We start from the raw sequence: 22,110 nt of genomic DNA, 5'->3' as shown, positions 1-22,110 counted from the left end.
TTGCAGCCGCAAGCAGAGCTCATGGACGCCACACCCGACGCCGAAGCGCCTGACTGGGGCCCCTTTGGCCGCCCGCTGTTCGAGGACCCGGAGGCGCGCGCGCTCAGCCGTGTCGGCGTCGTTGACGTCGGCTCCAACTCCGTCCGGCTTGTCGTCTTCGACGGCGCGGCGCGCAGCCCGGCCTATTTCTACAACGAAAAGATCATGTGCGCGCTCGGCAAGGGCCTGTCCGACACCGGCCGCCTGAACCCCGAGGGCCGCAAACGCGCGCTGGCCGCCATCCACCGCTTTCAGCTGCTGGCCCACGGGATGGAGGCGACACCGCTGACCGCGGTCGCCACCGCCGCCGTGCGCGAGGCCGAGGACGGCGCGGAATTCGTGGCCGATGTCGAACGTGTCACGGGGCTCAAGATCCACGTCATCGAGGGCAATCAGGAAGCCCTGCTGTCCGCGCAGGGCGTGCTGCTCGGCTGGCCGGGCTCCTACGGGCTGGTCTGCGACATCGGCGGCTCCTCCATGGAACTGGCCGAGATCGCGGGCGGCACCGTGGGCAAGCGCGAGACCTCGCCGCTCGGGCCGCTGAAGCTCGCGGATGTGCCGGGCGGCAAGAAGGGCCGCAAGGCGTTCATCAAGGAACACGTCGCCAAGCTGCACGAGAAGCTGGGCGAACAGCGCAACCGCCTGTTCCTCGTCGGCGGGTCGTGGCGCGCCATCGCCCGGATCGACATGGACCGGCTGGGATACCCGCTGCACGTGCTGCACGAATACCGCATGTCCGCCAAGGCGATCCGCGACACCGCCGCCTATATCGCCGAACAGGACCCGGATGCGCTGCGCGCCCGCTGCGGCATCTCCAAGGACCGGATGTCGCTGGTCCCGCTCGCCTCCGAGGTGCTGACCGAGGTCGTCCGCAGCTTCCGCCCCCACGACATCGCCGTGTCGTCCTACGGCATCCGCGAGGGCATGCTCTATCGCCAGATGCCGCAGAAACTGCGCGACCGCGATCCGCTGATCGAGGCCTGCCGCTTTGCCGAACGCAAGGACGCCCGCCTGCCCGGCTTCGGCCGGACGCTCTACGAGTTCATCCAGCCGCTGTTCCGCTCGGCAAAGCCGGAACGCATCCGGCTGGTCAAGGCGGCCTGCCTGCTGCACGACGTGACGTGGCGCGCGCATCCCGACTACCGGGCCGAGGTCTGCTTCGACAACGCCACGCGCGCCAACCTCGGCGGGCTCAAGCATTCGGAACGCGTCTTCCTCGGGCTCGCCCTGCTGCACCGCTACCGCAACAAGCGCGAGGGCACCCATTTCGAGGACCTCTACGACCTGATCCCGCCCGAGGACCAGCTTCAGGCCGAGGTGCTGGGCAAGGCGATGCGGTTCGGCGCGATGCTGTGGCTTGACCGGAACGCCGATATCGGCGAATTGCGCTGGTTCCCGAAGAAGAAGGTGCTGGAACTGCGCCTGACCGAAGCCGCATGGCCGCTCTTCGGCGAGGTCGCAGCGTCGCGCTTTGCATCGCTTGCCGCATCGCTCGGTGCGCAGACCGACATCCGCCTGCGCGCCTGATCGTCACTCTGCGGCGACCGCGCCGGAGTCCAGCCCGGTTCAGATCTCGATTTCGGTTCCCGGTTCGACCGTTTCCGGCGTCGCGTCGGGTGGCAGAGGCTCTTTCCGCCGCATGATGATGTCGCCGTTCGGCAGGATCTCGGGCGGGTGGTAGGCGCTGAAGTCCTTGATTTCCTTCATCAGATCGCTCAGCGCCGGTCCCATTTCCCGGACGAAGCTGCGCAGCGCCGGCCCGACCTCCTCCGCCATTTCGCCGAGGTCCCTCAGCGCCGGCTCCATCTCGGACATCAGACCGCGAAAGAACAATTCCGCCCCGCGCTCCATAAGGCTGCGCCCGCCCTCGTCCTGGGCCGCGACCGGTACCGGCGCGGCAAGGGACAGTGTCAGGACAAGGGGCAGCAGAACGCGTAACATGACGTCAATATAGGCGATCGGTCGGCGCAGCCCAAATCACAAGTCGATGTCGATGGTCACCGGGAAGTGGTCCGACGCCGTCAGCAAGGCGTCCCTCAGTTCCGGCTTCTCCCAGCAGGCCGGGTCGTCGAACGGATGCCAGATGCGCCAGACTGGCGCCCGCGCGGCGATGTCGGGCGACACGAGGATGTAATCCAGCAGCGCCTGCAGATACCGCCCCTGCGGCCCGATCAGGAACCGGGCCGAGGTCGGCGCGGCCGCCAGCTTGCTGCTGAGCGCCTGCATGGCATGAGGGTCGGTCAGCGGCACCTCGCCCTCGCCGCCCATGATGATCTCGACCGAGGACCGCCCGAACAGGTGCTCGTATTCATCCAGCCCCGGACCGTCGTTCAGATCGCCCATCAGGATCAGCGGCTCGCCCGCCTCCAGATGCGCCGTCAGCCGCTCGCGCAGCCAGATCGCCTGCGCCAGCTGCTTGCGCCGGTTGGCGATGGACAGGCGCATGATCTCGTCCCGGCCCGTCGCGCCATGCGGGGCCTTCGACTTCAGATGCGCGCCGATCACGCGAAAGGCGAAGCCCTTTGCCGTCGATATCGCAAGCTCGAGCGGCGGCTTGGAAAACCGCACGAGGTCCTCGGTCGCGTCGATGTCGAGGTCGATGCGGAACACCCCGTCGAACCGCGGCGCGGCGCCGGACCCCTTCTTGCCGGTCGGATCGCCCTGCGGATCGTGCCGGACGGTCAGCCGGTCCGGATCGTAGAGAAAGGCGATCTCCTGCTGGGTGTCGTTCGGGAAACCGATCAGCGCCCGCCGCGCCCTCAGCCCGAAGGCCACGGCAAAGCCCTCCAGCGCCGGCACGGTCGCCCGGCGCCCGTTGTGGTCCGGCGCCTCGATGATCATGATCCCGTCCGGATCGAGCGCGGTCATGACGGTCGCGATCGCCTCGGACTGCTGCGACCGCGTGATGTCGCGCCGCGCCGACCAGCGGTCATCCATGTAGAGCTGACCGGCATCGTCGAACAGCGAGTTGAACCACTCGACGTTCCAGGTCGCGAGCCGCATCAGGCCGCCGCGCCCCGGTCCACGCGGATTTCCTCCCACGCCCGGTTGATGTCCGCCATCCGCTTCTCGGCCATCTTCACCGCCTCTTCGGGCAACCCCTGCGCGATCAGGCGGTCCGGATGGCTCTCGCGCACCGCCGCGCGATAGGCCGAACGGATGTCGTCCATCGCCGCATCGCGCTCGACCCCCAGCACGTCATAAGGATCGTGTTCCGCCTCGGGGACGAAACGCGCCCGCAGCCGCCGGAAGGCCCGGTCGTCGAGGCCGAAGATCTCGGCCACGCGCTGCAGGAAGGCGTCCTCGGCCGGATGAAACTCGCCATCCGCCATCGCGATGTAGAACAGGCCCTCGATCAGGTTGCAGAGCATGCCGGGGTTCTGCCCGAACATCTTAACGACCCGTTCGGCATAGACCTCGAAGCCCGCGACGTCCTGCCGGGCGAGGTTGAAGACCCGCGCGGCCTCGCGCTCGTCCTCGGGCGCGATCTGGAAAACCTCGCGGAAGGCACGGACCTCGATGCGGCTGACAGTGCCGTCCGCCTTGGCCATCTTGGCGCCGAGCGCAATGACGGCGATGGCGAAACCGACGCTCTGCTCGCGCGGGCCGCGCAGCTTGTCGAAGACGGCCGCCAGCCCCTCGCCCTTGGCGAGGGCGGCGATGGCTTCGGCGATGCGGGTCCATATCGACATGCGCGCGCACTCTATCCGCTGCGGCGCGGAATCACAGGAGTTTCTGCATCAGGATCAGGTCGATCCACTGTCCGAACTTGCGCCCGGACTGCGGCATACGCCCGCAGGCGGCGTATCCGATGGCCGCGTGAAAGGCGACGGCGGCCGGATTGGCCCCTGAAATGCCCGCCACCATCGTATGCGCGCCTGCCGCGCGGGCATGATCCTCGATCGCCGTCATCAGCGCCCGGCCGACACCCCGCCCCCGCGCCGCTTCGGCCAGGATGACGGTGTGTTCCATGGCATGGACATATCCATCGCCGCCCCGGAACTGGTCGTAGGTGGCAAAGCCCAGCACGGTGTCGCCGTCGACCGCGACGAGAAACGCGCGTCCCTTCGCCACCCGCCCGTCGACATAGTCGGCCAGCGTCTCAGGCGTCTTCTCGACACTGGCGAAGGTCACCAGCGTGTCGCGAAAGATCGGATTCCAGAACGCCAGTATCTGCGGATGATCAGCGGCCACAACGGGCCGGATGGAAAAGCCGGACATCGCCCCTCGCACACGGTTCTGCCCGACTTTCCCGCTTCGCGCGCCATTGGCAAGGGGCACCGGACCGCCTGCTTCCCCTGGCCGCAAATATCCTCGGGGGGAGGCGCCCGAACGGGCGACGGGGGGCAGACGGCCCCCCGACCCGGTCCGCCACCGGGCGCTCTCCGCGCCCTGACGCGCGCGGCTCGCGAGGCCCGCGCGTCAGGGCGGGACGAGCGGTCAGGCCGCCCGCGCCGCGCGGATCAGCTTCAGGATGTCCTGCGCCGCCGTCGGGATGTTGGTCCCCGGCCCGAAGATCGCCTTGACCCCGGACTTCTGCAGGAACTCGTAATCCTGCTGGGGAATGACCCCGCCGCAGATCACGATGATGTCGCCCGCGTCCTTGGCCTTCAGCGCCTCGATCAGCTGCGGCGCCAGCGTCTTGTGCCCTGCCGCCTGGCTCGAGATGCCGACCACGTGCACGTCGTTGTCCACCGCGTCCTGCGCCGCCTCGTCCGGCGTCTGGAACAGCGGCCCCACGTCCACGTCGAACCCGATGTCGGCAAAGGCCGTCGCGATCACCTTGGCGCCGCGGTCGTGGCCGTCCTGGCCCATCTTGACCACCAGCATCCGGGGACGGCGGCCTTCTTCCTCGGCGAAGTCCTCGACCGATTTCTGGATGGCCGCGAAGCCCTCGTCGCCCTCGTAGGCCTTGCCATAGACCCCGGCCAGCGTCTTGACCTCGGCCCGGTGACGGCCGAACACCTTTTCCATCGCCATGCTGATCTCTCCCACCGAGGCACGTGCACGCGCCGCTTCCACCGCGGCGGCCAGAAGGTTGCCGCCCTCCTTCGCCACCCGCTCAAGCTCCGCGAGCGCCGCGTCGCAGGCCGCCCCGTCACGGGTCGCGCGGATTTTCTCCAGCCGCTCGACCTGGCTCTTGCGGACGGCGACGTTGTCGACATCGAGGATGTCGATCGGGTCTTCCTTGTCCTTGCGGTACTTGTTGACGCCGACGATCACCTCTTCGCCCCGGTCGATCATCGACTGCCGGATGGCCGCGCTTTCCTCGATCCTGAGCTTCGGCATGCCCGAGGCGACGGCCTTGGTCATGCCGCCCATCTCGTCGACTTCCTTGATCAGCGCCCATGCGGCCTCGGCCAGTTCATGGGTCAGGCTTTCGACGTAGTAGGAGCCCGCCAGCGGATCGACGACCCGCGTCACATGGGTTTCCTCCTGCAGGATCAGCTGGGTGTTCCGCGCGATCCGGGCCGAGAAATCCGTCGGCAGTGCAATGGCTTCGTCCAGCGCGTTCGTGTGCAGCGACTGGGTGCCGCCGAGAACCGCCGACATCGCCTCATACGCCGTGCGGATGACGTTGTTGTAGGGATCCTGCTCCTGCAGGGAGACGCCCGAGGTCTGGCAGTGGGTGCGCAGCATCTTGGAGCGTTCGTCCTTCGCCCCGACCTCGTCCATGATCCGGTACCACAGCAGGCGCGCGGCGCGCAGCTTGGCGGCCTCCATGAAGAAGTTCATGCCGATGGCGAAGAAGAACGACAGCCGGCCCGCGAACTTGTCGACGTTCATGCCCGCGTCCATCGCGGCCTTCACGTATTCCTTGCCGTCGGCGAGGGTATAGGCCAGCTCCTGCACGAGGTTCGCGCCGGCCTCCTGCATGTGGTAGCCGGAGATCGAGATCGAGTTGAACTTCGGCATGTAATCCGATGTATACCCGATGATATCCGAGATGATCCGCATCGAGGGTTCGGGCGGATAGATGTAGGTGTTGCGGACCATGAACTCCTTCAGGATGTCGTTCTGGATGGTCCCGGCCAGCACCGACTTGTCGTGCCCCTGCTCCTCGCCCGCGACGATGAAGCTCGCGAGGATCGGGATCACCGCGCCGTTCATGGTCATCGAGACCGACACCTTGTCGAGCGGGATGCCGTCGAAGAGGATCTTCATGTCCTCGACGCTGTCGATCGCCACGCCCGCCTTGCCGACGTCACCGACCACGCGCGGGTGGTCGCTGTCATAGCCCCGGTGGGTGGCCAGGTCGAAGGCGACCGAAACGCCCTGCTGACCGGCGGCCAGGTTGCGGCGGTAGAAGGCGTTCGATTCCTCGGCAGTCGAGAACCCGGCATACTGCCGGATGGTCCAGGGCCGGCCCGCGTACATCGTCGCCTTGACCCCGCGGGTGAAGGGCGCCTTACCCGGCAGGCTGCCCATGTGCGGCAGGCTGGCCGTGTCCTCTTCGGTATAGAGCGGCTTGACCTCGATCCCCTCCAGCGTCTGCCAGTTCAGGTCGCTGACCGCGCGGCCACGCATTTCCTTTTCAGCGATGGCCGACCATTCGTCCCACTTCTTCGTCATTTCGTCGTCCTCTCTCACCAATACCGGGCGGCGGCTGTGTCCCGTCCTGCCCGCTGTTCCATCCTGTCGTGTCGGCCAGCCGTGCCAGCCCGTCCGCCCCGGCGCGCAGCCAGAACAGATCGTCCGCATAGCGTTCCTTCAGTTCGGCCTGTGCGGCGCGGGCAAACGGCATCCACCTGCCCGTTCCCTCGGGCAGCAGATCCGGATCCTCGCCCCGTTCGCCCAGGAACGCCCGGAGCGCGCCGAGGCCCGGCGACCGGTTCAGCCATTCCCGCGCATGGGTGTCCGGCGGGTCCGCCCGCCGTCCGGTCATGTGCCACAGCCTGAGCTCCGGCAGGCTGCCGAATTCCTCGTGCGTGAGGATCATCAGCGGCACGCCCGGCGCGGCACAGGCGATGTCCGCGATCACCTCGCGCCAGCCGCGCGGGCTGTCGGTCAGCCGGTTCAGCGTCGCGGCCGAGGGCACCGCATGGCCGCGCATCACCGCGAAGGCAAAGCACGAGGCCCAGTATAGCTCCGGCGAGCGGATCGAGAGCGCGATCTGCGTCACGCCCCCGCCGAAGGCGTCCAGATAGCGCCGCACCCGCGCGCCCGCCTGCGGATAGAGGCTGTCGGCCCTGAGGTTGGCCCGCGGCGCGCCGATCATGTTCTCGTCGCTGACCACCAGCTGCCGGATACCGGCCCGCGCCGATTTCTCGCAGGCCAGCGCGATCCGCCCCGAGGCCCGCAGGTACTGACGTTCGGCAGGGCCCGCGCCCCGGACCGGGATCACCCCGGTCAGCAGCCCCCCGCGCGTGCGCTGCGGCCCCCAGAAGCCGATCCCCTGCCCCTGCAGGACCCGCGTGTTGCCCCGCATATAGGCCTGGAACGAGGTCGAGGCGGTACGGTGCGCCCCGAGGTGCAGGATAACGTCCATGTGCGCGGCTCCCCGCATGGTTCACGCCGGCCGCCGCGCGGCTGCGCGGGGCGAGGGCTGTGCGACGCATCATTGCAAGCCCTCCGTGACCATGTGGTTAAGCTGCGGATTTGCTGAAAATATTTGCGGAACGCAGGTGAATGCCGGGCCGGTGCCGCCTATATTGAACGGGACTGGAGGACAGATGACGCCCATGCTGCGGATCGCACTGATCGCCCTTCTGGCCTGGCCCGCCACGGCCGTGGCCGCGACGGAACCCGAGGAAACGCCCCTGTTCATGGAGGCCGGGGAGCTGACGCTGGACGAGTTCCTGTGGCTCAAACGGCCGGTTATCGTCTTTGCGGACACCCCGGCGGATCCCCGGTTCCAGATGCAGATGAACGCGCTCAGAGACCGGCCCGACGACCTGCGCCTGCGCGATGTCGTCGTCATCACCGACACCGATCCGCGCGCGTCCAGCCCGATCCGCCGCGCACTGCGTCCGCGGGGATTCATGCTGGTGATCGTCGGCAAGGACGGGCAGGTCAAGATGCGCAAGCCGCAGCCCTGGGATGTCCGGGAAATCTCGCGCTCGATCGACAAGTTCCCGCTGCGGCAGGACGAAATCCTGGAGCGCCGCGCCGCGCCCGCCCGGTAAGCACGGGCGACGGCGCGCCCGCCCTGCCGGGTTGCGACGTAGGACGAGTGGTCTCCGGTTGCGGAACATCCGGCCAAGCGCGGCAGGTGACGGACGCCATGGCGCCCGCCCCGCTCGACAGTCCGGAAGATATCCGCGCCCGGCAGGGTCACGTCATTCGAACTCCATGATGATCTCGTCGACGGCCAGGCTCGACCCCGGCTCGGCGTTGATCTTGGACACGACGGCCTTCTTTTCGGCGCGGAGGATGTTTTCCATCTTCATCGCCTCGATGGTGCACAGCGCCTGCCCCTCCTGCACCTCGTCGCCGACCTGGACGTCGATCTTCACGACCAGACCGGGCATCGGGCAGAGCAGCATCTTGGAGGTGTCGGGCGGCAGCTTTTCCGGCATCAGCTTGGCCAGCTCGGCCTGACGCGGGTTGCGGACATGGACCTTGAGGTCCGCGCCACGCGACCGGACACGGAACCCGCCCGAGATCTTGCCGACCTTGATCACCAACGGCGCGCCATCGACTGTCATCGTGGCCAGCGACTTGCCGGGGGTCCAGTCGCCCTCGACCCGCAGGCTGGCGCCGTCGTCAAACTTGACCATCGACCCATCGTGGTCGGCTTTCACGGTCACCGGGAAGTCTACGCCCTGCAGAGTGACGACCCATTCGTCGCCGACCATGCGTTCGTGGTTGTCCATGGTGCCCGAGATCCGGGCGCGGCGGATTTCGCTGACCCGGTTCATCGCGGCGCATGCCGCGGCGATGCCACGCAGCGAGGTTTCGGGCAGTTCGACGCCCTCGAAGCCCTCGGGATACTCCTCGGCGATGAAGGCCGTCGTCATCTCGCCGTTCACGAACTTCGGATGATCCATCACGGCGGCGACGAAGGGCAGGTTGTGGCCGATCCCCTCGACCTCGAAGGTATCCAGCGCCACGCGCATCGCCTCGATCGCCTCGGCCCGCGTCGGGGCCCAGGTGCAGAGCTTGGCGATCATCGGGTCGTAATACATCGAGATCTCGCCGCCTTCGTAGACGCCGGTGTCGTTGCGCACGGCCGTCTTGCCCTCGGGCGCGGCGCCCTGCCACTTGCCGTTGGTCAGCAGCGGCCCGGCGGCCACCTCCATCGGCGGGCGATAGGCGGTCAGGCGGCCGATCGACGGCAGGAAGTTGCGATAGGGATCCTCGGCATAGAGCCGGTTCTCGATGGCCCAGCCGGTCAGCTTGACGTCATCCTGCGTGATGGTCAGCTTTTCGCCGTTGGCCACGCGGATCATCTGTTCGACAAGGTCGATCCCGGTGATCAGTTCGGTGACGGGGTGTTCCACCTGAAGACGGGTGTTCATCTCGAGGAAGTAGAAGTTCTTCGACCCGTCCACGATGAATTCCACCGTGCCGGCGCTGGCGTAGCCGACGGCCTTGGCCAGGGCCACGGCCTGCTCGCCCATGGCCTTGCGGGTCGCTTCGTCGAGGAACGGGCTCGGCGCCTCTTCGACCACCTTCTGGTTCCGGCGCTGGATCGAGCATTCCCGCTCGCCCAGGTAGATGCCGTTGCCGTGGCTGTCGCAGAGCACCTGGATCTCGATGTGCCGGGGCTGGGTCACGAACTTCTCGATGAAGATCCGGTCGTCGCCAAAGCTGTTCGCGGCCTCGTTCTTGGACGACTGGAAACCCTCGCGCGCCTCCTGATCGTTCCACGCGATCCGCATCCCCTTGCCGCCGCCGCCGGCGCTGGCCTTAATCATCACGGGGTAGCCGATCTCGCCCGAGATCTTGACCGCTTCGTCCGCATCCTCGATCAGGCCCATGTAGCCGGGAACGGTCGAAACGCCCGCCTCCTGCGCGATCTTCTTCGAGGTGATCTTGTCGCCCATGGCCTCGATCGCCCCGACCGGGGGGCCGACGAAGGCCACGCCGGCTGCCTCGAGCGCCTGCGCGAATTTCGGGTTCTCGGACAGGAAGCCGTAACCGGGGTGCACCGCCTCGGCGCCGCTTTCCTTGATCGCAGCCATGACCTTGTCGATCACGATATAGGACTGGTTCGCGGGGGGCGGACCGATGTGGACCGCCTCGTCCGCCATCTTGACGTGCAGCGCGTTGCGGTCGGCGTCCGAATAGATCGCCACCGTCGAAATGCCCATCTTGCGCGCCGTCTTGATGACCCGGCAGGCGATCTCGCCCCGGTTGGCGATCAGGATCTTCTTGAACATCAGCTGTCCCTTTCCCGTCCTCCGGCGGTCGTTCCTGCCGCCGGTGATTTCAAAACAAAAGAACCACCCCGGCTGTCCGCCGGAATGGTTCCGTGAAGTCCAGTGTCCGCCTGCGCGGTCAGCCGCGCGGGACGTGCCCTATCAGTTGCAGCGGCTCGGATAGCTGCGGCAATAGACGACGTTGGCCGCTGCCCCCACGACCGCGCCGGTCGCGACGCTGCCGCCGACCGCGGCAGAGGTGAGCGCGCCGCCGCCGGCGCCGATGACGGCCTGTTCGCCAAAGTTCTGCCCGCAGGCCGCAAGTCCGCCGAAGAGGGCTGCTGCGAGGGCAAAGTTACGGATGAGCATGATGTCGTTCCCCTGACATTCTGTTGACTGCTGGGGCCAACATCCGCCAGACCGGCATGTTCCCGCAAGCTCTCATTTCCGTGCGGAACCGTGACTGCAACGCAACGCCGGAAAACGGCAGAAAACCGCCGAGTCTCAGACGCTTGGGGCGTGTGACGGAAAAAAGCGGGCGGTCGCCCGTTGGGGAGGGCCGACCGCCCTTTAGGGGAAGGGTAACGGTATAGACACGCCGGACCGGACAGCTCATCGCCATACGGTCCAACGATCACGATGCTGTGCCCTGCGCCGTGATCCGCCAAGCGGATTGCACGCGCTTTGCGATTTTGGGCGTCTTGCCGCGCAATCTGGAGGTGTGACGGCAAATTCACGCCTATCCCTCCTCGACCAGGCCGGGGAAACCCGCCTGAATCGCCTTCATATCCAGCATCAGCAGGGCGTCGTAACTCGCGGGATCGAAGGGGTCCTCGGCCGGAATCACCTCGCGCCCGAACAGCCAGCTCAGCCGTCCTGCATCGAGGTTGCCGCGCTCGAAGGGCTCCTCTCCGAAATGTTCCCACAGGGCAAGCAGGAACATCTCGTCCGCCTTGCGGTCCACGGATTTACGGTCGCGGAACCGTTCGCGCCGGGTCAGCGGGGTCACGCCCTTGGGATTGGCGCGGCGGATGGTGAACTGGAAATCGGTGCCGGGCAGACGGCCCGGAAAGCCGCGGTGCTTCAGCATGGGTGCCTCCGGTCCGGCAGGCACGAAAAAGGGTCCGGCCCGTGGGCCGGACCCCAGGTCGATGTCTGCGGCTTACTTGTATTTGCCGGTGTAGACGGGTTCCTGAGAAATCGGCTCAGGCTCGACCACGACATATGCTTCCTCTTTCTCGGCGCATGCCGCGAGGAACGCGACGAGGCCGAGCGCGAGTACGCTCTTGACGGTCTTGGACATCTGCTTCTCCTGTCTCGTTGACAGGCCGGTCCGGCCCGGTTGTCGTCCCGGCTTTCGGCCTGCCTGAAGTCGGCCGCCGGAAGGCAACCAGTGCTCACAATACAGGAACTAGGGTTCGAAAAACATCTGGCCACATCCGCGCGCGGGGTTTGTGACTCGAAAGCCTCAAACCCGAATCCGCCACAGGAATCGCCCGCAAGATATTGTGCCATAGTCACAATCCCTCCCAGATGCAGGCGCTGTCCTCGATGCGGAACATCTCGAAGAACTGGGTGACGTCAGGGCTGGCCACACCGAACTCCACGGGCGCGGACGCCATCGAGATCACGACGCGGCGGATCGCATCGTGACCTTCGCGCACCCATGGCACCGCCTGCTTGGCGCAGAGGTCGGGAAAGTCGTTCTCGACCCCCGCGAAGCCGAAGCTCTCCAGGTCCGGCGCGACATAGCGGAACCGCGCAAGGTGCGCGTCCTCCTCGATCAGCACGTCCTGCAGGCTGAGCACGATACCGGAGGGCACGGCCGGGGCCCCCTCCTGCCCCGTTACCGTGGTCGCGGCGCCGCAAAGCACCCCTCCGATCGCGACGAATGCCGCAAGCCTGGTCATCTGCCCTCTCCCGATCACGTGATCACAGCGGGATGTTGTCGTGCTTCTTCCAGGGATTCTCGAGCTTCTTGTTCCGGAGGCTCGCAAAGGCCCGCGCCACCCGCTTGCGGGTCGAGTGGGGCTGGATCACCTCGTCGATGAAGCCCTTCTCGGCCGCCACGAACGGGTTCGCGAAACGGTCTTCGTAGTCCTTGGTCCGCTGCGCGATCTTCTCCTTGTCGCCCAGTTCGGAGCGATACAGGATCTCGGTCGCGCCCTTGGCGCCCATCACCGCGATTTCGGCGGTCGGCCAGGCGTAGTTGAAATCGCCGCGGATGTGCTTGGAGCTCATCACGTCATAGGCGCCGCCATAGGCCTTGCGGGTGATGACCGTGACCTTGGGCACGGTCGCTTCGCCATAGGCGAACAGCAGTTTCGCGCCGTGCTTGATGACGCCGCCGTATTCCTGACCGGTGCCGGGCAGGAAGCCGGGCACGTCGACCAGCGTCAGGATCGGGATCTCGAAACAGTCGCAGAAGCGCACGAAACGCGCGGCCTTGCGGCTGGAGTCGATGTCGAGACAGCCCGCCAGAACCATCGGCTGGTTCGCAACGACGCCCACGCTCCGGCCCTCGATCCGTATGAAACCGGTGATGATGTTCTTGGCGTAATCCTGCTGGATCTCGTAGAAATCGCCTTCGTCCGCCAGCTTGAGGATCAGTTCCTTCATGTCATAGGGCGTGTTGGCGTTGTCGGGCACCAGCGTGTCGAGGCTGTCCTCGATCCGCGCCGGGTCGTCGAAGAACGGCCGGACGGGCGGCTTTTCGCGGTTGTTCAGCGGCAGGAAGTCGACAAGGCGCCGGACCTCGGCCAAAGCCTCCACGTCGTTCTCGAACGCGCCGTCGGCAACCGAGGACTTCCGGGTGTGAGTCGACGCGCCGCCCAGTTCCTCGGCGGTCACCACCTCGTTCGTCACGGTCTTGACCACGTCGGGGCCGGTCACGAACATGTAGGAGCTGTCCTTCACCATGAAGATGAAGTCGGTCATCGCGGGGGAATAGACCGCGCCGCCCGCGCAGGGGCCCATGATGACGGAGATCTGCGGCACCACGCCCGAGGCCATGATGTTGCGCTGGAACACGTCCGCGTAACCGGCGAGCGAGGCAACGCCTTCCTGGATGCGGGCACCGCCGGAGTCGTTCAGACCGATGACAGGCGCGCCGTTCTGCATGGCCATATCCATGATCTTGCAGATTTTCTGGGCATGGGTTTCCGACAGCGAGCCGCCGAAAACGGTGAAGTCCTGGCTGAAGACATAGACCATTCGACCGTTGATCGTGCCCCAGCCGGTCACCACGCCGTCGCCGTAGGGGCGGTCCTGCTCCATCCCGAAATCGGTGCAGCGGTGCGCGACGAACATGTCGAACTCTTCGAAACTGTCCGCGTCCAGCAGCAGCTCGATCCGCTCGCGTGCCGTCAGCTTGCCCTTGGCGTGCTGTGCCGCGATCCGTTTCTCGCCACCCCCGAGCCGCGCGACCTTGCGCCGGCTGTCGAGTTCCTGAAGAATATCCTTCATTGTCGCGTCCCCTGTCCTAGCCCTGGATCTGAGCGGACCATAGGGAAATGCGGTGACGGAACAAGCAGAATCCGGCAAATTTGCAAATAGTTGGCAAGCGTCGATCTGCAAATTGCAAAGCCGCAGATCCGACCCCGCCGCCAATGGACAATCCCACGCCGCCATCCTACCGCCAGAACATGAGCCAGACGCCTGAGATCAGATTCCTCGACCGGCGCACGCCGCCGCGGACGGTGACGCTGGTTGTGCTGACCGGGCTCAGCGCCATGTCGATGACGCTGTTCCTGCCCTCGCTGCCCCGCATCGCCAGCTATTTCGACGCGCCCTATGCGCTCGTCCAGCTGGCCATCGCGGGATACATGGCGGCCAACGCGGTGCTGCAGATCTTCATCGGTCCGCTGGCCGACAAGTTCGGACGCCGCCCGGTCCTGCTGATCGGGCTGGCCATCTTCTGCCTTGCGACACTGGGCTGCCTATTTGCGCCCACCATCGGAGTCTTCCTGTTTTTCAGGACGATACAAGCCGCAATTGTCGTCGGCCTCGCCCTTGGCCGCGCCATCGTCCGCGACATGTATCCCGCCGACGAGGCGGCGGCGCGGATCGGTTACGTCACCATGGGCATGGCCCTGGTGCCGATGGTGGCGCCCGCTTTCGGCGGATGGCTGGACGAAACGGTCGGCTGGCAGGGACCGTTCTGGATGCTCTTCATCCTCGGCCTGCTGGTCTTTGCACTGATCTGGGCCGACCTCGGCGAAACCGGACCGCAGAGCGACCGCACCATCCTTGCGCAGTTCGCGGAGTATCCCGAACTGCTGCGATCGCCGCGGTTCTGGGGCTACTGCATGGCCTCGGCGCTGTCGTCCGGTGCCTTCTTTGCCTATCTCGGCGGCAGTCCCTACGTGGCCGGCACCGTGTTCGGCCTGTCCCCCACTCAGTTCGGCCTGTGGACCGCGATGCCGGGCGTTGGCTATTTCATGGGCAATTTCATGACCGGGCTGGTGGCCGCGCGACTCGGGATCAACCGCATGGTCGTGCTGGGCACAACCACCACCGCGCTCGGAATCGCCGGGGCCCTCGCCGTGTCCTATGCGGGATACGGCGGGCCGATCGTGTTCTTCGGCGGCATGTTCTTCGTCGCCTGGGGCAACGGCATGACGATGCCCTCGGCGACGTCGGGAATGCTGTCTGTCCGCCCGCATCTGGCAGGCACCGCCTCGGGCCTCGGCGGGGCGATGATGGTTGGCTTTGGCGCGGCGCTGTCGGCGACGGCGGGCCTTGTCCTCGGGCCGGGACGGGACGAAACCGCGCTGATGTGGCTGATGATCTCGACCGCGGTGTCGGGTCTGTTCGTCATCCTGATGGTCGTGCGCCGGGAACGCAGGCTGGGTCTCGGCCGCCGATAGTCACCCCTTGTTAACGCCGTTTTGCAAAGTTACCGATGATGCGGGAAACTTTGCAAACCATGGGAGGACGCCTTGGCCCAGAAGCTCTACGCCGGTGCGAAACTGCGCGAGACGCGGCAGCGTCTTGCCCTGACGCAGAAGGATTTCGCGGGCAAGCTCGGCGTGTCCCTGCCCTACCTGAACCAGATGGAGAACAACAACCGCCCGGTCTCCACCACCGTCGTGCTGGCCCTCGCCAACGAATTCGGCTTCGACGTGACCGAGCTGTCGACCGGCGACAGCGAACGCCTCGTCAGCGACCTGCGCGAGGTGATGGCCGACCCGGTCCTCGCCGATGTCGCCCCGCCCCTCGCCGACCTGCGCCTGACCGCCTCGAACGCCCCCGCCCTCGCCCGCGCCTTCCTGCACCTGCACCAGGCCTACCGGCAGACCCACGAACGCCTCGCCTCGCTGGACGAGGCGCTCGGCCGTGCCGACGCCAGCACCCAGCCCTCGCCATGGGACGAGGTGCGCGACTTCTTCCACTACTGCGACAACTACATCGACGCCGTCGACCGCGCCGCCGAACGCTTTGCCCAGCCGGTGCGCGAGGAAACCAACATCCGCGTCAAGGCCGTCTCGGCCCTCGGCAACCTCGGTGTCACGGTCAGTTTCGACGACACCCGCCGCCTGCGCCACTTCGACCGGCAGGCGGACCGCCTGACACTGTCCCTGCGCGCCGCGCCCGAAACCCAGACCTTCCAGTTGCTCCTGCAGGTCGCGCTGCTGACGCAGGACAAGCTGCTTGAAGCGACGCTGGACTTCGCCCGCTTCCAGTCCGACGCCGCCCGCGCCATCGCCAAGATCGGCCTTGCGAACTACTTCGCCGGTGCGGCGCTGATGCCCTACACCGCCTTCCTGAACGCCGCGCAGGAGACGCGCCACGACCTGGAAATCCTCGCCACCCGCTTCGGCGCCTCGATCGAACAGGTCGCGCACCGGCTATCGACGCTCCAGCGCCCCGGCGCCAAGGGGATCCCGTTCTTCTTCGTCCGCGTCGACCAGGCCGGGACGATCACGAAACGCCACTCCGCCACCCGGCTGCAGTTCGCCCGTTTCGGTGGCGCCTGCCCGCTGTGGAACGTGCACCGCGCGTTCGAGACACCGGGCCGCTTCCTGCGCCAGCTGGCCGAAACGCCGGACGGCGTGCGCTACATCAGCCTGGCCCGCGACGTGTCGAAACCGGGCGGCGCCTTCGGCGCGCCGACCCTGCGGTTTGCCATCGCGCTCGGCTGCGAGGTCGCCCATGCCGATGCGCTGGTCTATGCGGACGATCTGGACCTGACCCGCCCCAAGGCGTTCGAACCGATCGGTATCTCCTGCCGTATCTGCGAGCGGGTCGACTGCCACCAGAGGTCGGTGCCGCCGCTGGAGCGGCGGCTGACCATCGACCCCGACGCGCGGGGCGTGCTGCCTTACGAGGTCGGCTGAGCGGCCTTCAACGCGGCAAAGATCTCGTCCTTCAGCCGCGCGCGGTCCTTGCGCAGCTCGATGATGGCGAGGTCGTCCATCGGCTCCACGTTGGTCTCGGCGCGGTGGATCGTGCTGTTCACCTCGTGATACTCCGCCGCGATCCGGGCGAAATGCGCGTCCGAGGTCTTCAGCGCGGTGATGGTCTCGGCGTAGCCGGGGAAGTCTTCGTGTAGTTCGTGGGGTGCGTGGGCCATGAGGCGTCTCCGTTTACACTGTCGCTGCGCCCCTTATCGACGAGTCGCCCGCGCCGCTCCTTGACACGGATCAACCCGCGCGCGGCGCAATGCGGCCTGCGGATGTCGCGATCCGGCAAGCGGTTGCGCAGATGACATGCTGCGATGCGGCCATGAAAATCACCGATCTCCGCATCCGCCCGCTGACCCTGCCCCTCGCCCAGCCCTACCACTGGACGCAGGGCGTGCGCGACAGCTTCTCCGTCAACCTGATCGAGCTGGAGCTGGCCGACGGCACCATCGGCATCGGCGAGGCGACGGTCGCGCCGGACCAGCAGGCCTCGGTCCTGATCCTGAAACGGCTGGCACAGAAGCTGATCGGCGAGAGCGTCTTCGACGCCGCCGTCCTGCGCGACCGTATCCTGTCGCAGAGCTACATGGCCTTCGGCGCGAACACGATCCGGGCGGCGAACCAGATGCTCTCGGGCCTCGACTTCGCGCTCTGGGATGCGCAGGGCAAGCTGGCGGGCCGCCCGGTCACAGCGCTGCTCGGCGGGGCCTGCAGGCGCAAGGTCGGCTACTTCTTCTTCCTGCAGGGCGACACGCCCGAGGAACTGGCGGCCCACGCCGCCGAGGGCATGGCGGCGGGCGAACGGGTCTTCTACCTCAAGGTCGGCCGCCCCGACATGGACCGCGACATCGACATCGTCCGCGCCGTAAGGGCCGAGATCGGAAGCGCCCGCCTGCGCCTCGACGCGAACGAGGGCTGGGATCCCTACCGCGCCATCGCCATGTGCCGGCGGCTGGAGCCCTTCGACATCGACTTCATCGAACAGCCCACGCCCTCCTACTCGCTCGAGGCGCTGCGTCACGTGAAAGAAAGGGTCGGCATCCCCATCGTCGCGGATCAGGCCGCCTTCACCCTCTTCGACGTCTACGAGATCGCCCGGATGCGCGCCGCCGACATGATCTGCATCGGTCCGCGCGAGGTCGGGGGCATCCAGCCCATGCTCAAGGCCGCCGCCGTGGCCGAGGCGGCGGGCCTGTCGATCTGCATCCATTCGAGCTTCACCACCGGCATCACCACGGCGGCAGAACACCAGATCGCCCGGATGATCCCCAACCTCGACGACGGCAACCAGATCATGTGGCAACTGGCCCGCGACAACATCGTCGCCACCCCGCCGCTCGCGCCCGTCAACGGCTGGCTCGACCTCCCCGACGCCCCGGGCCTCGGCATGACGCTGGACGACGCCACGGTCTCGCGCCTCACGGAAACCTTCTAGCGCAGGTTCCCCTGCTTCATCTTGCCAAAAATATGCCGGGGGTCCGGGGGCAGAGCCCCCGGTCCGGCCTCAGTCACCCGCCCCTAACGGATGAATACAGGCCACCCGGTGCCCCTCGTCCGGCAACAGTCCCGGCCGCGCCGCCGCACACTCGTCTGTCGCCCGCGGACAGCGCGGCTTGAACGGACAGCCGGGCGGCGGGTTCAGCGGGTCCGGCAGTTCCGTCTCGCGCCCCTCCGGCGCCGTCAGCGGCCGGCCCACGACAGGCGCAGAGTTGGCCAGCAGGCGGGTGTAGGGATGCTTCGGCGCGCGGAAGATGTCCTCGGCCCGCCCCACCTCGACCACCGAGCCGAAATAGAGCACCGCCACCCGGTCCGACACCGCCTCGACCACCGCCAGATCGTGCGAGATGAAGAGATAGGTCAGCCCCAGCTTCGCCTTCAGATCGGCCAGCAGGTTCAGCACCTGCGCCTGCACCGAGACGTCCAGCGCCGAGACCGGCTCGTCGAGGATCAGGATCTTCGCCTCCGCCGCCAGCGCCCGCGCGATGCCGATCCGCTGCGCCTGCCCGCCTGAGAATTCGTGCGGATAGCGCTCCAGGAATTCCTGCCGCAGGTTCACGCTGTCGAAGATCTCGGCGATCCGCCGGTCCCGGTCGGCCTTGCCCATTCCGTGCAGCCGCTTCAGCGGCGCTTCCATCACCTGCCGGATCGTCTTGCGCGGGTTGAGCGAGGAAATCGGGTCCTGAAAGACATATTGGATCCGCTTGCCGAACTCCGCCGGGTCCGCGTTGTTCAGGGGCTTGCCGCCGATCTCGATCGACCCGGTGCTCGCGGGCAGCAGCCCGACCAGCATCCGCGCCAGCGTCGACTTCCCGCAGCCGCTCTCGCCGACGATCCCCAGCGTCTCGCCCTCCTCGACCACCAGATCGACGGGCTGGACCGCATGGACGATCCCCTTGGGCGCGCCGAACAGGCGCTTGCCGACCGGGAAGGCCTTGGACAGGTTCTCCAGTTTCAGCGCCGCGCTCATTCCGCCGCCTCCTTCAGATCGGTTTCGGGATAGAGGCAGCGCACCGCGCGGCCCCCGACACGGGCCAGCTCGATCTCGCGCGTGACGCAGGCCGCCTCCTTCTTCAGACAGCGCGGCGCGAAGGCGCAGCCGGGGTCGAGCCGGTCGACGGCGGGCGGCAGGCCCGGAATGGCCTCCAGCCTGCGCCGTCCCTCGCCCAGTTCCGGCACGCAGGCGATCAGCCGCTTGGTGTAGGGATGCGCTGGCGCGTCGAGCACGGCCTGCGTCGGCCCTTCCTCGACGATCCGGCCCGCATACATCACCGCCACCCGGTCGCAGAGCTGCGCCACCACGCCGAAATCATGGGTGATGAAGATGATCGCCAACCCGCGCTCGCGCCTGAGGTCATTCAGCAGCGACAGGATCTGCGCCTGCACGGTCACGTCCAGCGCCGTCGTCGGCTCGTCCGCGATGATGACGTCCGGATCGTTGGCCAGCGACATCGCGATCCCGACCCGCTGCCGCATCCCGCCCGACATCTCGTGCGGATAACTCTCGGCCCGGCTCTCGGCGTTCGGGATGCGGACCTGTTTCAGCAGGTCGACCGCCCGCTTCCACGCCTCGGCGCGGCCCACCTTGTGGTGCACCTGTATCGCCTCGACCAGCTGGTCGCCCACCTTGTAGAGCGGGTGCAGCGTCGCCAGCGGGTCCTGGAAGATATAGGCCACCCGGTCGCCGCGCAGCTCGCGCAGGCGGCCGTATTTCATCCCGATCAGCTCCGCATCCTTGTAGCGCACGGACCCGCCGACGATCACCCCCGGCGGCGAGGCGACAAGCCCCATGACCGACAGCGCAGTGACGGATTTGCCCGACCCGCTCTCCCCGATCACGCCGAGGCATTCGCCCGGCGCCACGTTCAGCGACACCTTGTTGACCGCCTTGTAGACCCGCTCGCCGACGTGGAACTGCGTTTCCAGGTCGGTCATCGTCAGCACGCCCTCGGCATGGGCGGCGGGCGGCTGGCTCTCGCGCTCGACCACCGTGGCCGCCATCGGCCGGGTCAGCGCCCCGGACCGCAGGCGCGGGTCCAGCGCATCGCGCACGCCGTCGCCCAGCAGGTTGATGCCCATGACGATTATCAGGATCATCACGCCCGGCACGACCGAGGTATGCGGGTTGGTGATCAGCGCCGACCGCGCCTCGCCCAGCATCGACCCGAGGTCCGCCTGCGGCGGCTGAGAGCCGAGACCGAGGAACGACAGCCCCGCCGTCTCGAGGATCATCCAGCCGATGGTGGTCGACATGGCGATCACGATCACCGGGATCACGTTCGGCAGGATCTCGGTCAGGATGATCCGCGTGTTCGACAGGCCCGCCAGCCGGGCCGCGTCCACGAATTCCTTGTGCGCGATCCCAACCGTCACGCCCCGGATATTCCGGGCAAAGAACGGCACGTTCACGGCCGCCACCGCGATCAGCGCATTGACCAGACCGGGCCCGAGCGCCGCGACGATGGCCAGCGCCAGCAGGATGTAGGGAAAGGCCATCAGCATGTCGACGCCGCGCATGATGATGTTGTCCGTGCGCCCGCCGAAATAGCCCGCGACGATCCCGATCGCCGCCCCGAAGAAAGCCGCAAAGATCGCCGCCGCGAACCCGACGGCGAGGCTCAGCCGCGTCCCCCAGAGCAGCCGCGAGAGCATGTCGCGCCCAAGGTGGTCGGTGCCCAGCAGATGCCCTTCGGAAAACGGCTTCACGAAGCGGTTGGCGGTGTTGGTGACGTTCGGCTCCTGCAGCGGCAGGATCGGCGTCAGCAGCGCCAGCAGCACCACGATGCTCAGCGCCACGCCCCCGGCGGCGGCCAGGCGATTGCGGATGAGGAGTTGGAAGAACTTCTTCATGCCGTGACCTCCATGTCCGGGGCCCTCACGTCTTGATCCGCGGGTCGAGCAGCGATTGCGCCACGTCCACCGCGATGTTGAACAGCACGTAGCAGGCGGCGACGAACACCACGCCCCCCTGCACCAGCAGGATGTCCCGCTTGAGGATGGCATCCACCAGCATCCGCCCCACGCCGGGCCACTGGAACACCATCTCGATATAGACGGCCCCCGACAGCACGAAGCCCGCCTGGATCCCCAGCACGGGGATGATGCTGACCATCGCAGCCTTCAGCGCGTGCCGCCAGACGACCCGCCGCTCGTTCACGCCCTTGGCGCGCGCGGTGCGGATGAAGTCCTGCCGCAGCACCTCCAGCATGGCCGAGCGCGACAGCCGCGCCACAACTCCCGTGGCCACCACGGCGAGCGCCAGCGCGGGCATCAGCAGGTGCCAGAACAGGTCCGGCAGGTCGCCCCCGCCATAGATCGCGTACATCCCCGACACCGGCAGCCACTTCAGGTTCACCGCGAAGATCAGGATCATCATCATCCCGAGGAAGAACGAGGGGATCGAAATCCCCAGCAGGACGGCGAAGGTGATCGCCTTGTCCGCGAACCCGTACTGCCGCGCCGCGGACACGACCCCGGCGGCGATCCCGAAGACGGCGCAGAGCACGAAGGACGTCCCCGCAAGGATCAGCGTGGCCGAAAAGCGGTCCAGCACCTCGTCCAGAACGGGGCGGTTCAGCGCGAAACTGCGCCCGAAGTCCCCCTGCAGCATGTTGCCGAGCCAGATGAAATACCGCGCCACAAGCGGCTGATCGAGGCCGAGATCACGGTTCAGCTTCTCGACATTCTCGGGCGTGGCGTAGGACCCGAGGATCGCGGTCGCCGGATCGCCGGGGATCATCGCCATGATCAGGAACACGATCACCGTGATGCCGAACAGCACCGGGATCGCCGAGATCAGTCTTTTCAGAATATATCCAGTCATGCCGGTCCCTCCAGGAAGCTGGCGTCTCACTGGCGCGGGCCTC

At 67.0% G+C, this 22,110-nt stretch carries 21 protein-coding genes; 5 read left to right on the top strand and 16 right to left on the bottom strand.

Translation table 11 applies throughout. From position 1 onward, the window contains the following. The first annotated feature begins 21 nt into the window (after window positions 1-21). Window positions 22-1,566: a Ppx/GppA family phosphatase gene (locus tag ATO6_RS09095; protein ID WP_088623675.1), complete on the top strand. Its 1,545-nt coding sequence runs from the start codon at window positions 22-24 to the stop codon at window positions 1,564-1,566. A gap of 39 nt (window positions 1,567-1,605) precedes the next feature. Here ATO6_RS09095 and ATO6_RS09090 read toward each other — a convergent pair whose 3' ends face one another. The 6 genes from ATO6_RS09090 to ATO6_RS09065 all read right to left on the bottom strand — a co-directional run bounded on the left by ATO6_RS09090 (window position 1,606) and on the right by ATO6_RS09065 (window position 7,528). Continuing rightward, complete coding sequence (locus ATO6_RS09090; protein ID WP_088623674.1) at window positions 1,606-1,980, bottom strand: hypothetical protein; 375 nt, start codon at window positions 1,978-1,980, stop codon at window positions 1,606-1,608. A gap of 36 nt (window positions 1,981-2,016) precedes the next feature. After that, window positions 2,017-3,042, bottom strand: coding sequence for an endonuclease/exonuclease/phosphatase family protein (locus ATO6_RS09085; RefSeq protein ID WP_088623673.1), 1,026 nt, complete (start codon window positions 3,040-3,042; stop codon window positions 2,017-2,019). Continuing rightward, window positions 3,042-3,731, bottom strand: coding sequence for a molecular chaperone DjiA (locus ATO6_RS09080; protein WP_088623672.1), 690 nt, complete (start codon window positions 3,729-3,731; stop codon window positions 3,042-3,044). Before ATO6_RS09080 ends, ATO6_RS09085 begins: the two co-directional genes overlap by 1 nt. A gap of 31 nt (window positions 3,732-3,762) precedes the next feature. Then, window positions 3,763-4,260, bottom strand: coding sequence for a GNAT family N-acetyltransferase (locus tag ATO6_RS09075; RefSeq protein WP_088623671.1), 498 nt, complete (start codon window positions 4,258-4,260; stop codon window positions 3,763-3,765). Between the two features lie 219 nt (window positions 4,261-4,479). Next, window positions 4,480-6,612: a methylmalonyl-CoA mutase gene (gene scpA / locus ATO6_RS09070; protein WP_088623670.1), complete on the bottom strand. Its 2,133-nt coding sequence runs from the start codon at window positions 6,610-6,612 to the stop codon at window positions 4,480-4,482. Beyond that, window positions 6,575-7,528, bottom strand: a complete 954-nt coding sequence (locus ATO6_RS09065; protein ID WP_088623669.1) for a hypothetical protein — start codon at window positions 7,526-7,528, stop codon at window positions 6,575-6,577. The genes scpA and ATO6_RS09065 overlap by 38 nt, the downstream gene beginning before the upstream one ends. A gap of 184 nt (window positions 7,529-7,712) precedes the next feature. Here ATO6_RS09065 and ATO6_RS09060 point away from each other — a divergent pair, with 184 nt between their 5' ends. Next, complete coding sequence (locus ATO6_RS09060) at window positions 7,713-8,165, top strand: DUF4174 domain-containing protein (protein WP_088623668.1); 453 nt, start codon at window positions 7,713-7,715, stop codon at window positions 8,163-8,165. Between the two features lie 153 nt (window positions 8,166-8,318). On the opposite strand, the gene ATO6_RS09055 is transcribed toward ATO6_RS09060, so the two are convergent. The 6 genes from ATO6_RS09055 to ATO6_RS09035 form a co-directional block, all read right to left on the bottom strand. Then, complete coding sequence (locus tag ATO6_RS09055; RefSeq protein ID WP_088623667.1) at window positions 8,319-10,364, bottom strand: acetyl/propionyl/methylcrotonyl-CoA carboxylase subunit alpha; 2,046 nt, start codon at window positions 10,362-10,364, stop codon at window positions 8,319-8,321. A gap of 141 nt (window positions 10,365-10,505) precedes the next feature. Continuing rightward, a complete protein-coding gene (locus ATO6_RS09050; RefSeq protein ID WP_088623666.1) occupies window positions 10,506-10,712 on the bottom strand; it encodes a hypothetical protein in 207 nt (68 codons plus the stop codon). 370 nt (window positions 10,713-11,082) lie between these two features. Beyond that, complete coding sequence (locus ATO6_RS09045; RefSeq protein ID WP_088623665.1) at window positions 11,083-11,433, bottom strand: hypothetical protein; 351 nt, start codon at window positions 11,431-11,433, stop codon at window positions 11,083-11,085. Window positions 11,434-11,505: 72 nt separating this feature from the next. After that, window positions 11,506-11,646: a hypothetical protein gene (locus ATO6_RS25040; RefSeq protein WP_176440873.1), complete on the bottom strand. Its 141-nt coding sequence runs from the start codon at window positions 11,644-11,646 to the stop codon at window positions 11,506-11,508. 214 nt (window positions 11,647-11,860) lie between these two features. Further along, window positions 11,861-12,253, bottom strand: a complete 393-nt coding sequence (locus ATO6_RS09040) for a DUF6497 family protein (RefSeq protein ID WP_088623664.1) — start codon at window positions 12,251-12,253, stop codon at window positions 11,861-11,863. 22 nt (window positions 12,254-12,275) lie between these two features. Further along, window positions 12,276-13,808: an acyl-CoA carboxylase subunit beta gene (locus ATO6_RS09035; protein WP_088623663.1), complete on the bottom strand. Its 1,533-nt coding sequence runs from the start codon at window positions 13,806-13,808 to the stop codon at window positions 12,276-12,278. A 143-nt stretch (window positions 13,809-13,951) separates the two neighbouring features. Here ATO6_RS09035 and ATO6_RS09030 point away from each other — a divergent pair, with 143 nt between their 5' ends. Both ATO6_RS09030 and ATO6_RS09025 read left to right on the top strand, forming a co-directional pair. Further along, window positions 13,952-15,211: a multidrug effflux MFS transporter gene (locus ATO6_RS09030; protein ID WP_254919101.1), complete on the top strand. Its 1,260-nt coding sequence runs from the start codon at window positions 13,952-13,954 to the stop codon at window positions 15,209-15,211. A gap of 72 nt (window positions 15,212-15,283) precedes the next feature. Then, window positions 15,284-16,681, top strand: coding sequence for a short-chain fatty acyl-CoA regulator family protein (locus tag ATO6_RS09025; protein ID WP_088623661.1), 1,398 nt, complete (start codon window positions 15,284-15,286; stop codon window positions 16,679-16,681). Here ATO6_RS09025 and ATO6_RS09020 read toward each other — a convergent pair. Next, window positions 16,666-16,917 carry a YdcH family protein gene (locus ATO6_RS09020; protein WP_088623660.1) on the bottom strand — a complete coding sequence of 84 codons (252 nt, stop codon included), beginning with the start codon at window positions 16,915-16,917 and terminating at the stop codon, window positions 16,666-16,668. The genes ATO6_RS09025 and ATO6_RS09020 overlap by 16 nt on opposite strands. Before the next feature lie 152 nt (window positions 16,918-17,069). On the opposite strand from ATO6_RS09020, the gene ATO6_RS09015 reads away from it, so the two are divergent. Then, window positions 17,070-18,182, top strand: a complete 1,113-nt coding sequence (locus ATO6_RS09015) for a mandelate racemase/muconate lactonizing enzyme family protein (RefSeq protein ID WP_088623876.1) — start codon at window positions 17,070-17,072, stop codon at window positions 18,180-18,182. 69 nt (window positions 18,183-18,251) lie between these two features. On the opposite strand, the gene ATO6_RS09010 is transcribed toward ATO6_RS09015, so the two are convergent. Genes ATO6_RS09010 through ATO6_RS09000 form a run of 3 tightly spaced genes read right to left on the bottom strand, consistent with a single transcriptional unit; the run spans window position 18,252 to window position 22,067 of the window. Further along, on the bottom strand, window positions 18,252-19,214 hold the full coding sequence (locus ATO6_RS09010) for an ABC transporter ATP-binding protein (protein WP_088623659.1): 963 nt from the start codon (window positions 19,212-19,214) through the stop codon (window positions 18,252-18,254). After that, window positions 19,211-21,094 carry a dipeptide/oligopeptide/nickel ABC transporter permease/ATP-binding protein gene (locus ATO6_RS09005; RefSeq protein ID WP_088623658.1) on the bottom strand — a complete coding sequence of 628 codons (1,884 nt, stop codon included), beginning with the start codon at window positions 21,092-21,094 and terminating at the stop codon, window positions 19,211-19,213. The genes ATO6_RS09010 and ATO6_RS09005 overlap by 4 nt, the downstream gene beginning before the upstream one ends. A gap of 25 nt (window positions 21,095-21,119) precedes the next feature. Next, complete coding sequence (locus tag ATO6_RS09000; RefSeq protein WP_088623657.1) at window positions 21,120-22,067, bottom strand: ABC transporter permease; 948 nt, start codon at window positions 22,065-22,067, stop codon at window positions 21,120-21,122. Between the last annotated feature and the right edge of the window lie 43 nt (window positions 22,068-22,110).

The sequence above is a fragment of the Oceanicola sp. 22II-s10i genome (genome assembly GCF_002210105.1).
In the GTDB taxonomy this organism is placed as follows: Bacteria; Pseudomonadota; Alphaproteobacteria; order Rhodobacterales; family Rhodobacteraceae; genus Pseudooceanicola.
This window is presented reverse-complemented; position numbering and strand designations above follow the sequence as displayed.

What these genes read in the sequence shown, in the direction of transcription:
- ATO6_RS09040 (WP_088623664.1), bottom strand. Translation starts at nt 12,253, where the DNA reads ATGACCAGGCTTGCGGCATTCGTCGCGATCGGAGGGGTGCTTTGCGGC.
- ATO6_RS09000 (WP_088623657.1), bottom strand. Translation starts at nt 22,067, where the DNA reads ATGACTGGATATATTCTGAAAAGACTGATCTCGGCGATCCCGGTGCTG.
- ATO6_RS09045 (WP_088623665.1), bottom strand. Translation starts at nt 11,433, where the DNA reads ATGCTGAAGCACCGCGGCTTTCCGGGCCGTCTGCCCGGCACCGATTTC.
- ATO6_RS09015 (WP_088623876.1), top strand. Translation starts at nt 17,070, where the DNA reads ATGAAAATCACCGATCTCCGCATCCGCCCGCTGACCCTGCCCCTCGCC.
- ATO6_RS09005 (WP_088623658.1), bottom strand. Translation starts at nt 21,094, where the DNA reads ATGAAGAAGTTCTTCCAACTCCTCATCCGCAATCGCCTGGCCGCCGCC.
- ATO6_RS09010 (WP_088623659.1), bottom strand. Translation starts at nt 19,214, where the DNA reads ATGAGCGCGGCGCTGAAACTGGAGAACCTGTCCAAGGCCTTCCCGGTC.
- ATO6_RS25040 (WP_176440873.1), bottom strand. Translation starts at nt 11,646, where the DNA reads ATGTCCAAGACCGTCAAGAGCGTACTCGCGCTCGGCCTCGTCGCGTTC.
- ATO6_RS09080 (WP_088623672.1), bottom strand. Translation starts at nt 3,731, where the DNA reads ATGTCGATATGGACCCGCATCGCCGAAGCCATCGCCGCCCTCGCCAAG.
- ATO6_RS09035 (WP_088623663.1), bottom strand. Translation starts at nt 13,808, where the DNA reads ATGAAGGATATTCTTCAGGAACTCGACAGCCGGCGCAAGGTCGCGCGG.
- ATO6_RS09020 (WP_088623660.1), bottom strand. Translation starts at nt 16,917, where the DNA reads ATGGCCCACGCACCCCACGAACTACACGAAGACTTCCCCGGCTACGCC.
- ATO6_RS09090 (WP_088623674.1), bottom strand. Translation starts at nt 1,980, where the DNA reads ATGTTACGCGTTCTGCTGCCCCTTGTCCTGACACTGTCCCTTGCCGCG.
- ATO6_RS09065 (WP_088623669.1), bottom strand. Translation starts at nt 7,528, where the DNA reads ATGGACGTTATCCTGCACCTCGGGGCGCACCGTACCGCCTCGACCTCG.
- ATO6_RS09095 (WP_088623675.1), top strand. Translation starts at nt 22, where the DNA reads ATGGACGCCACACCCGACGCCGAAGCGCCTGACTGGGGCCCCTTTGGC.
- scpA (WP_088623670.1), bottom strand. Translation starts at nt 6,612, where the DNA reads ATGACGAAGAAGTGGGACGAATGGTCGGCCATCGCTGAAAAGGAAATG.
- ATO6_RS09030 (WP_254919101.1), top strand. Translation starts at nt 13,952, where the DNA reads ATGGACAATCCCACGCCGCCATCCTACCGCCAGAACATGAGCCAGACG.
- ATO6_RS09075 (WP_088623671.1), bottom strand. Translation starts at nt 4,260, where the DNA reads ATGTCCGGCTTTTCCATCCGGCCCGTTGTGGCCGCTGATCATCCGCAG.
- ATO6_RS09085 (WP_088623673.1), bottom strand. Translation starts at nt 3,042, where the DNA reads ATGCGGCTCGCGACCTGGAACGTCGAGTGGTTCAACTCGCTGTTCGAC.
- ATO6_RS09055 (WP_088623667.1), bottom strand. Translation starts at nt 10,364, where the DNA reads ATGTTCAAGAAGATCCTGATCGCCAACCGGGGCGAGATCGCCTGCCGG.
- ATO6_RS09050 (WP_088623666.1), bottom strand. Translation starts at nt 10,712, where the DNA reads ATGCTCATCCGTAACTTTGCCCTCGCAGCAGCCCTCTTCGGCGGACTT.
- ATO6_RS09060 (WP_088623668.1), top strand. Translation starts at nt 7,713, where the DNA reads ATGACGCCCATGCTGCGGATCGCACTGATCGCCCTTCTGGCCTGGCCC.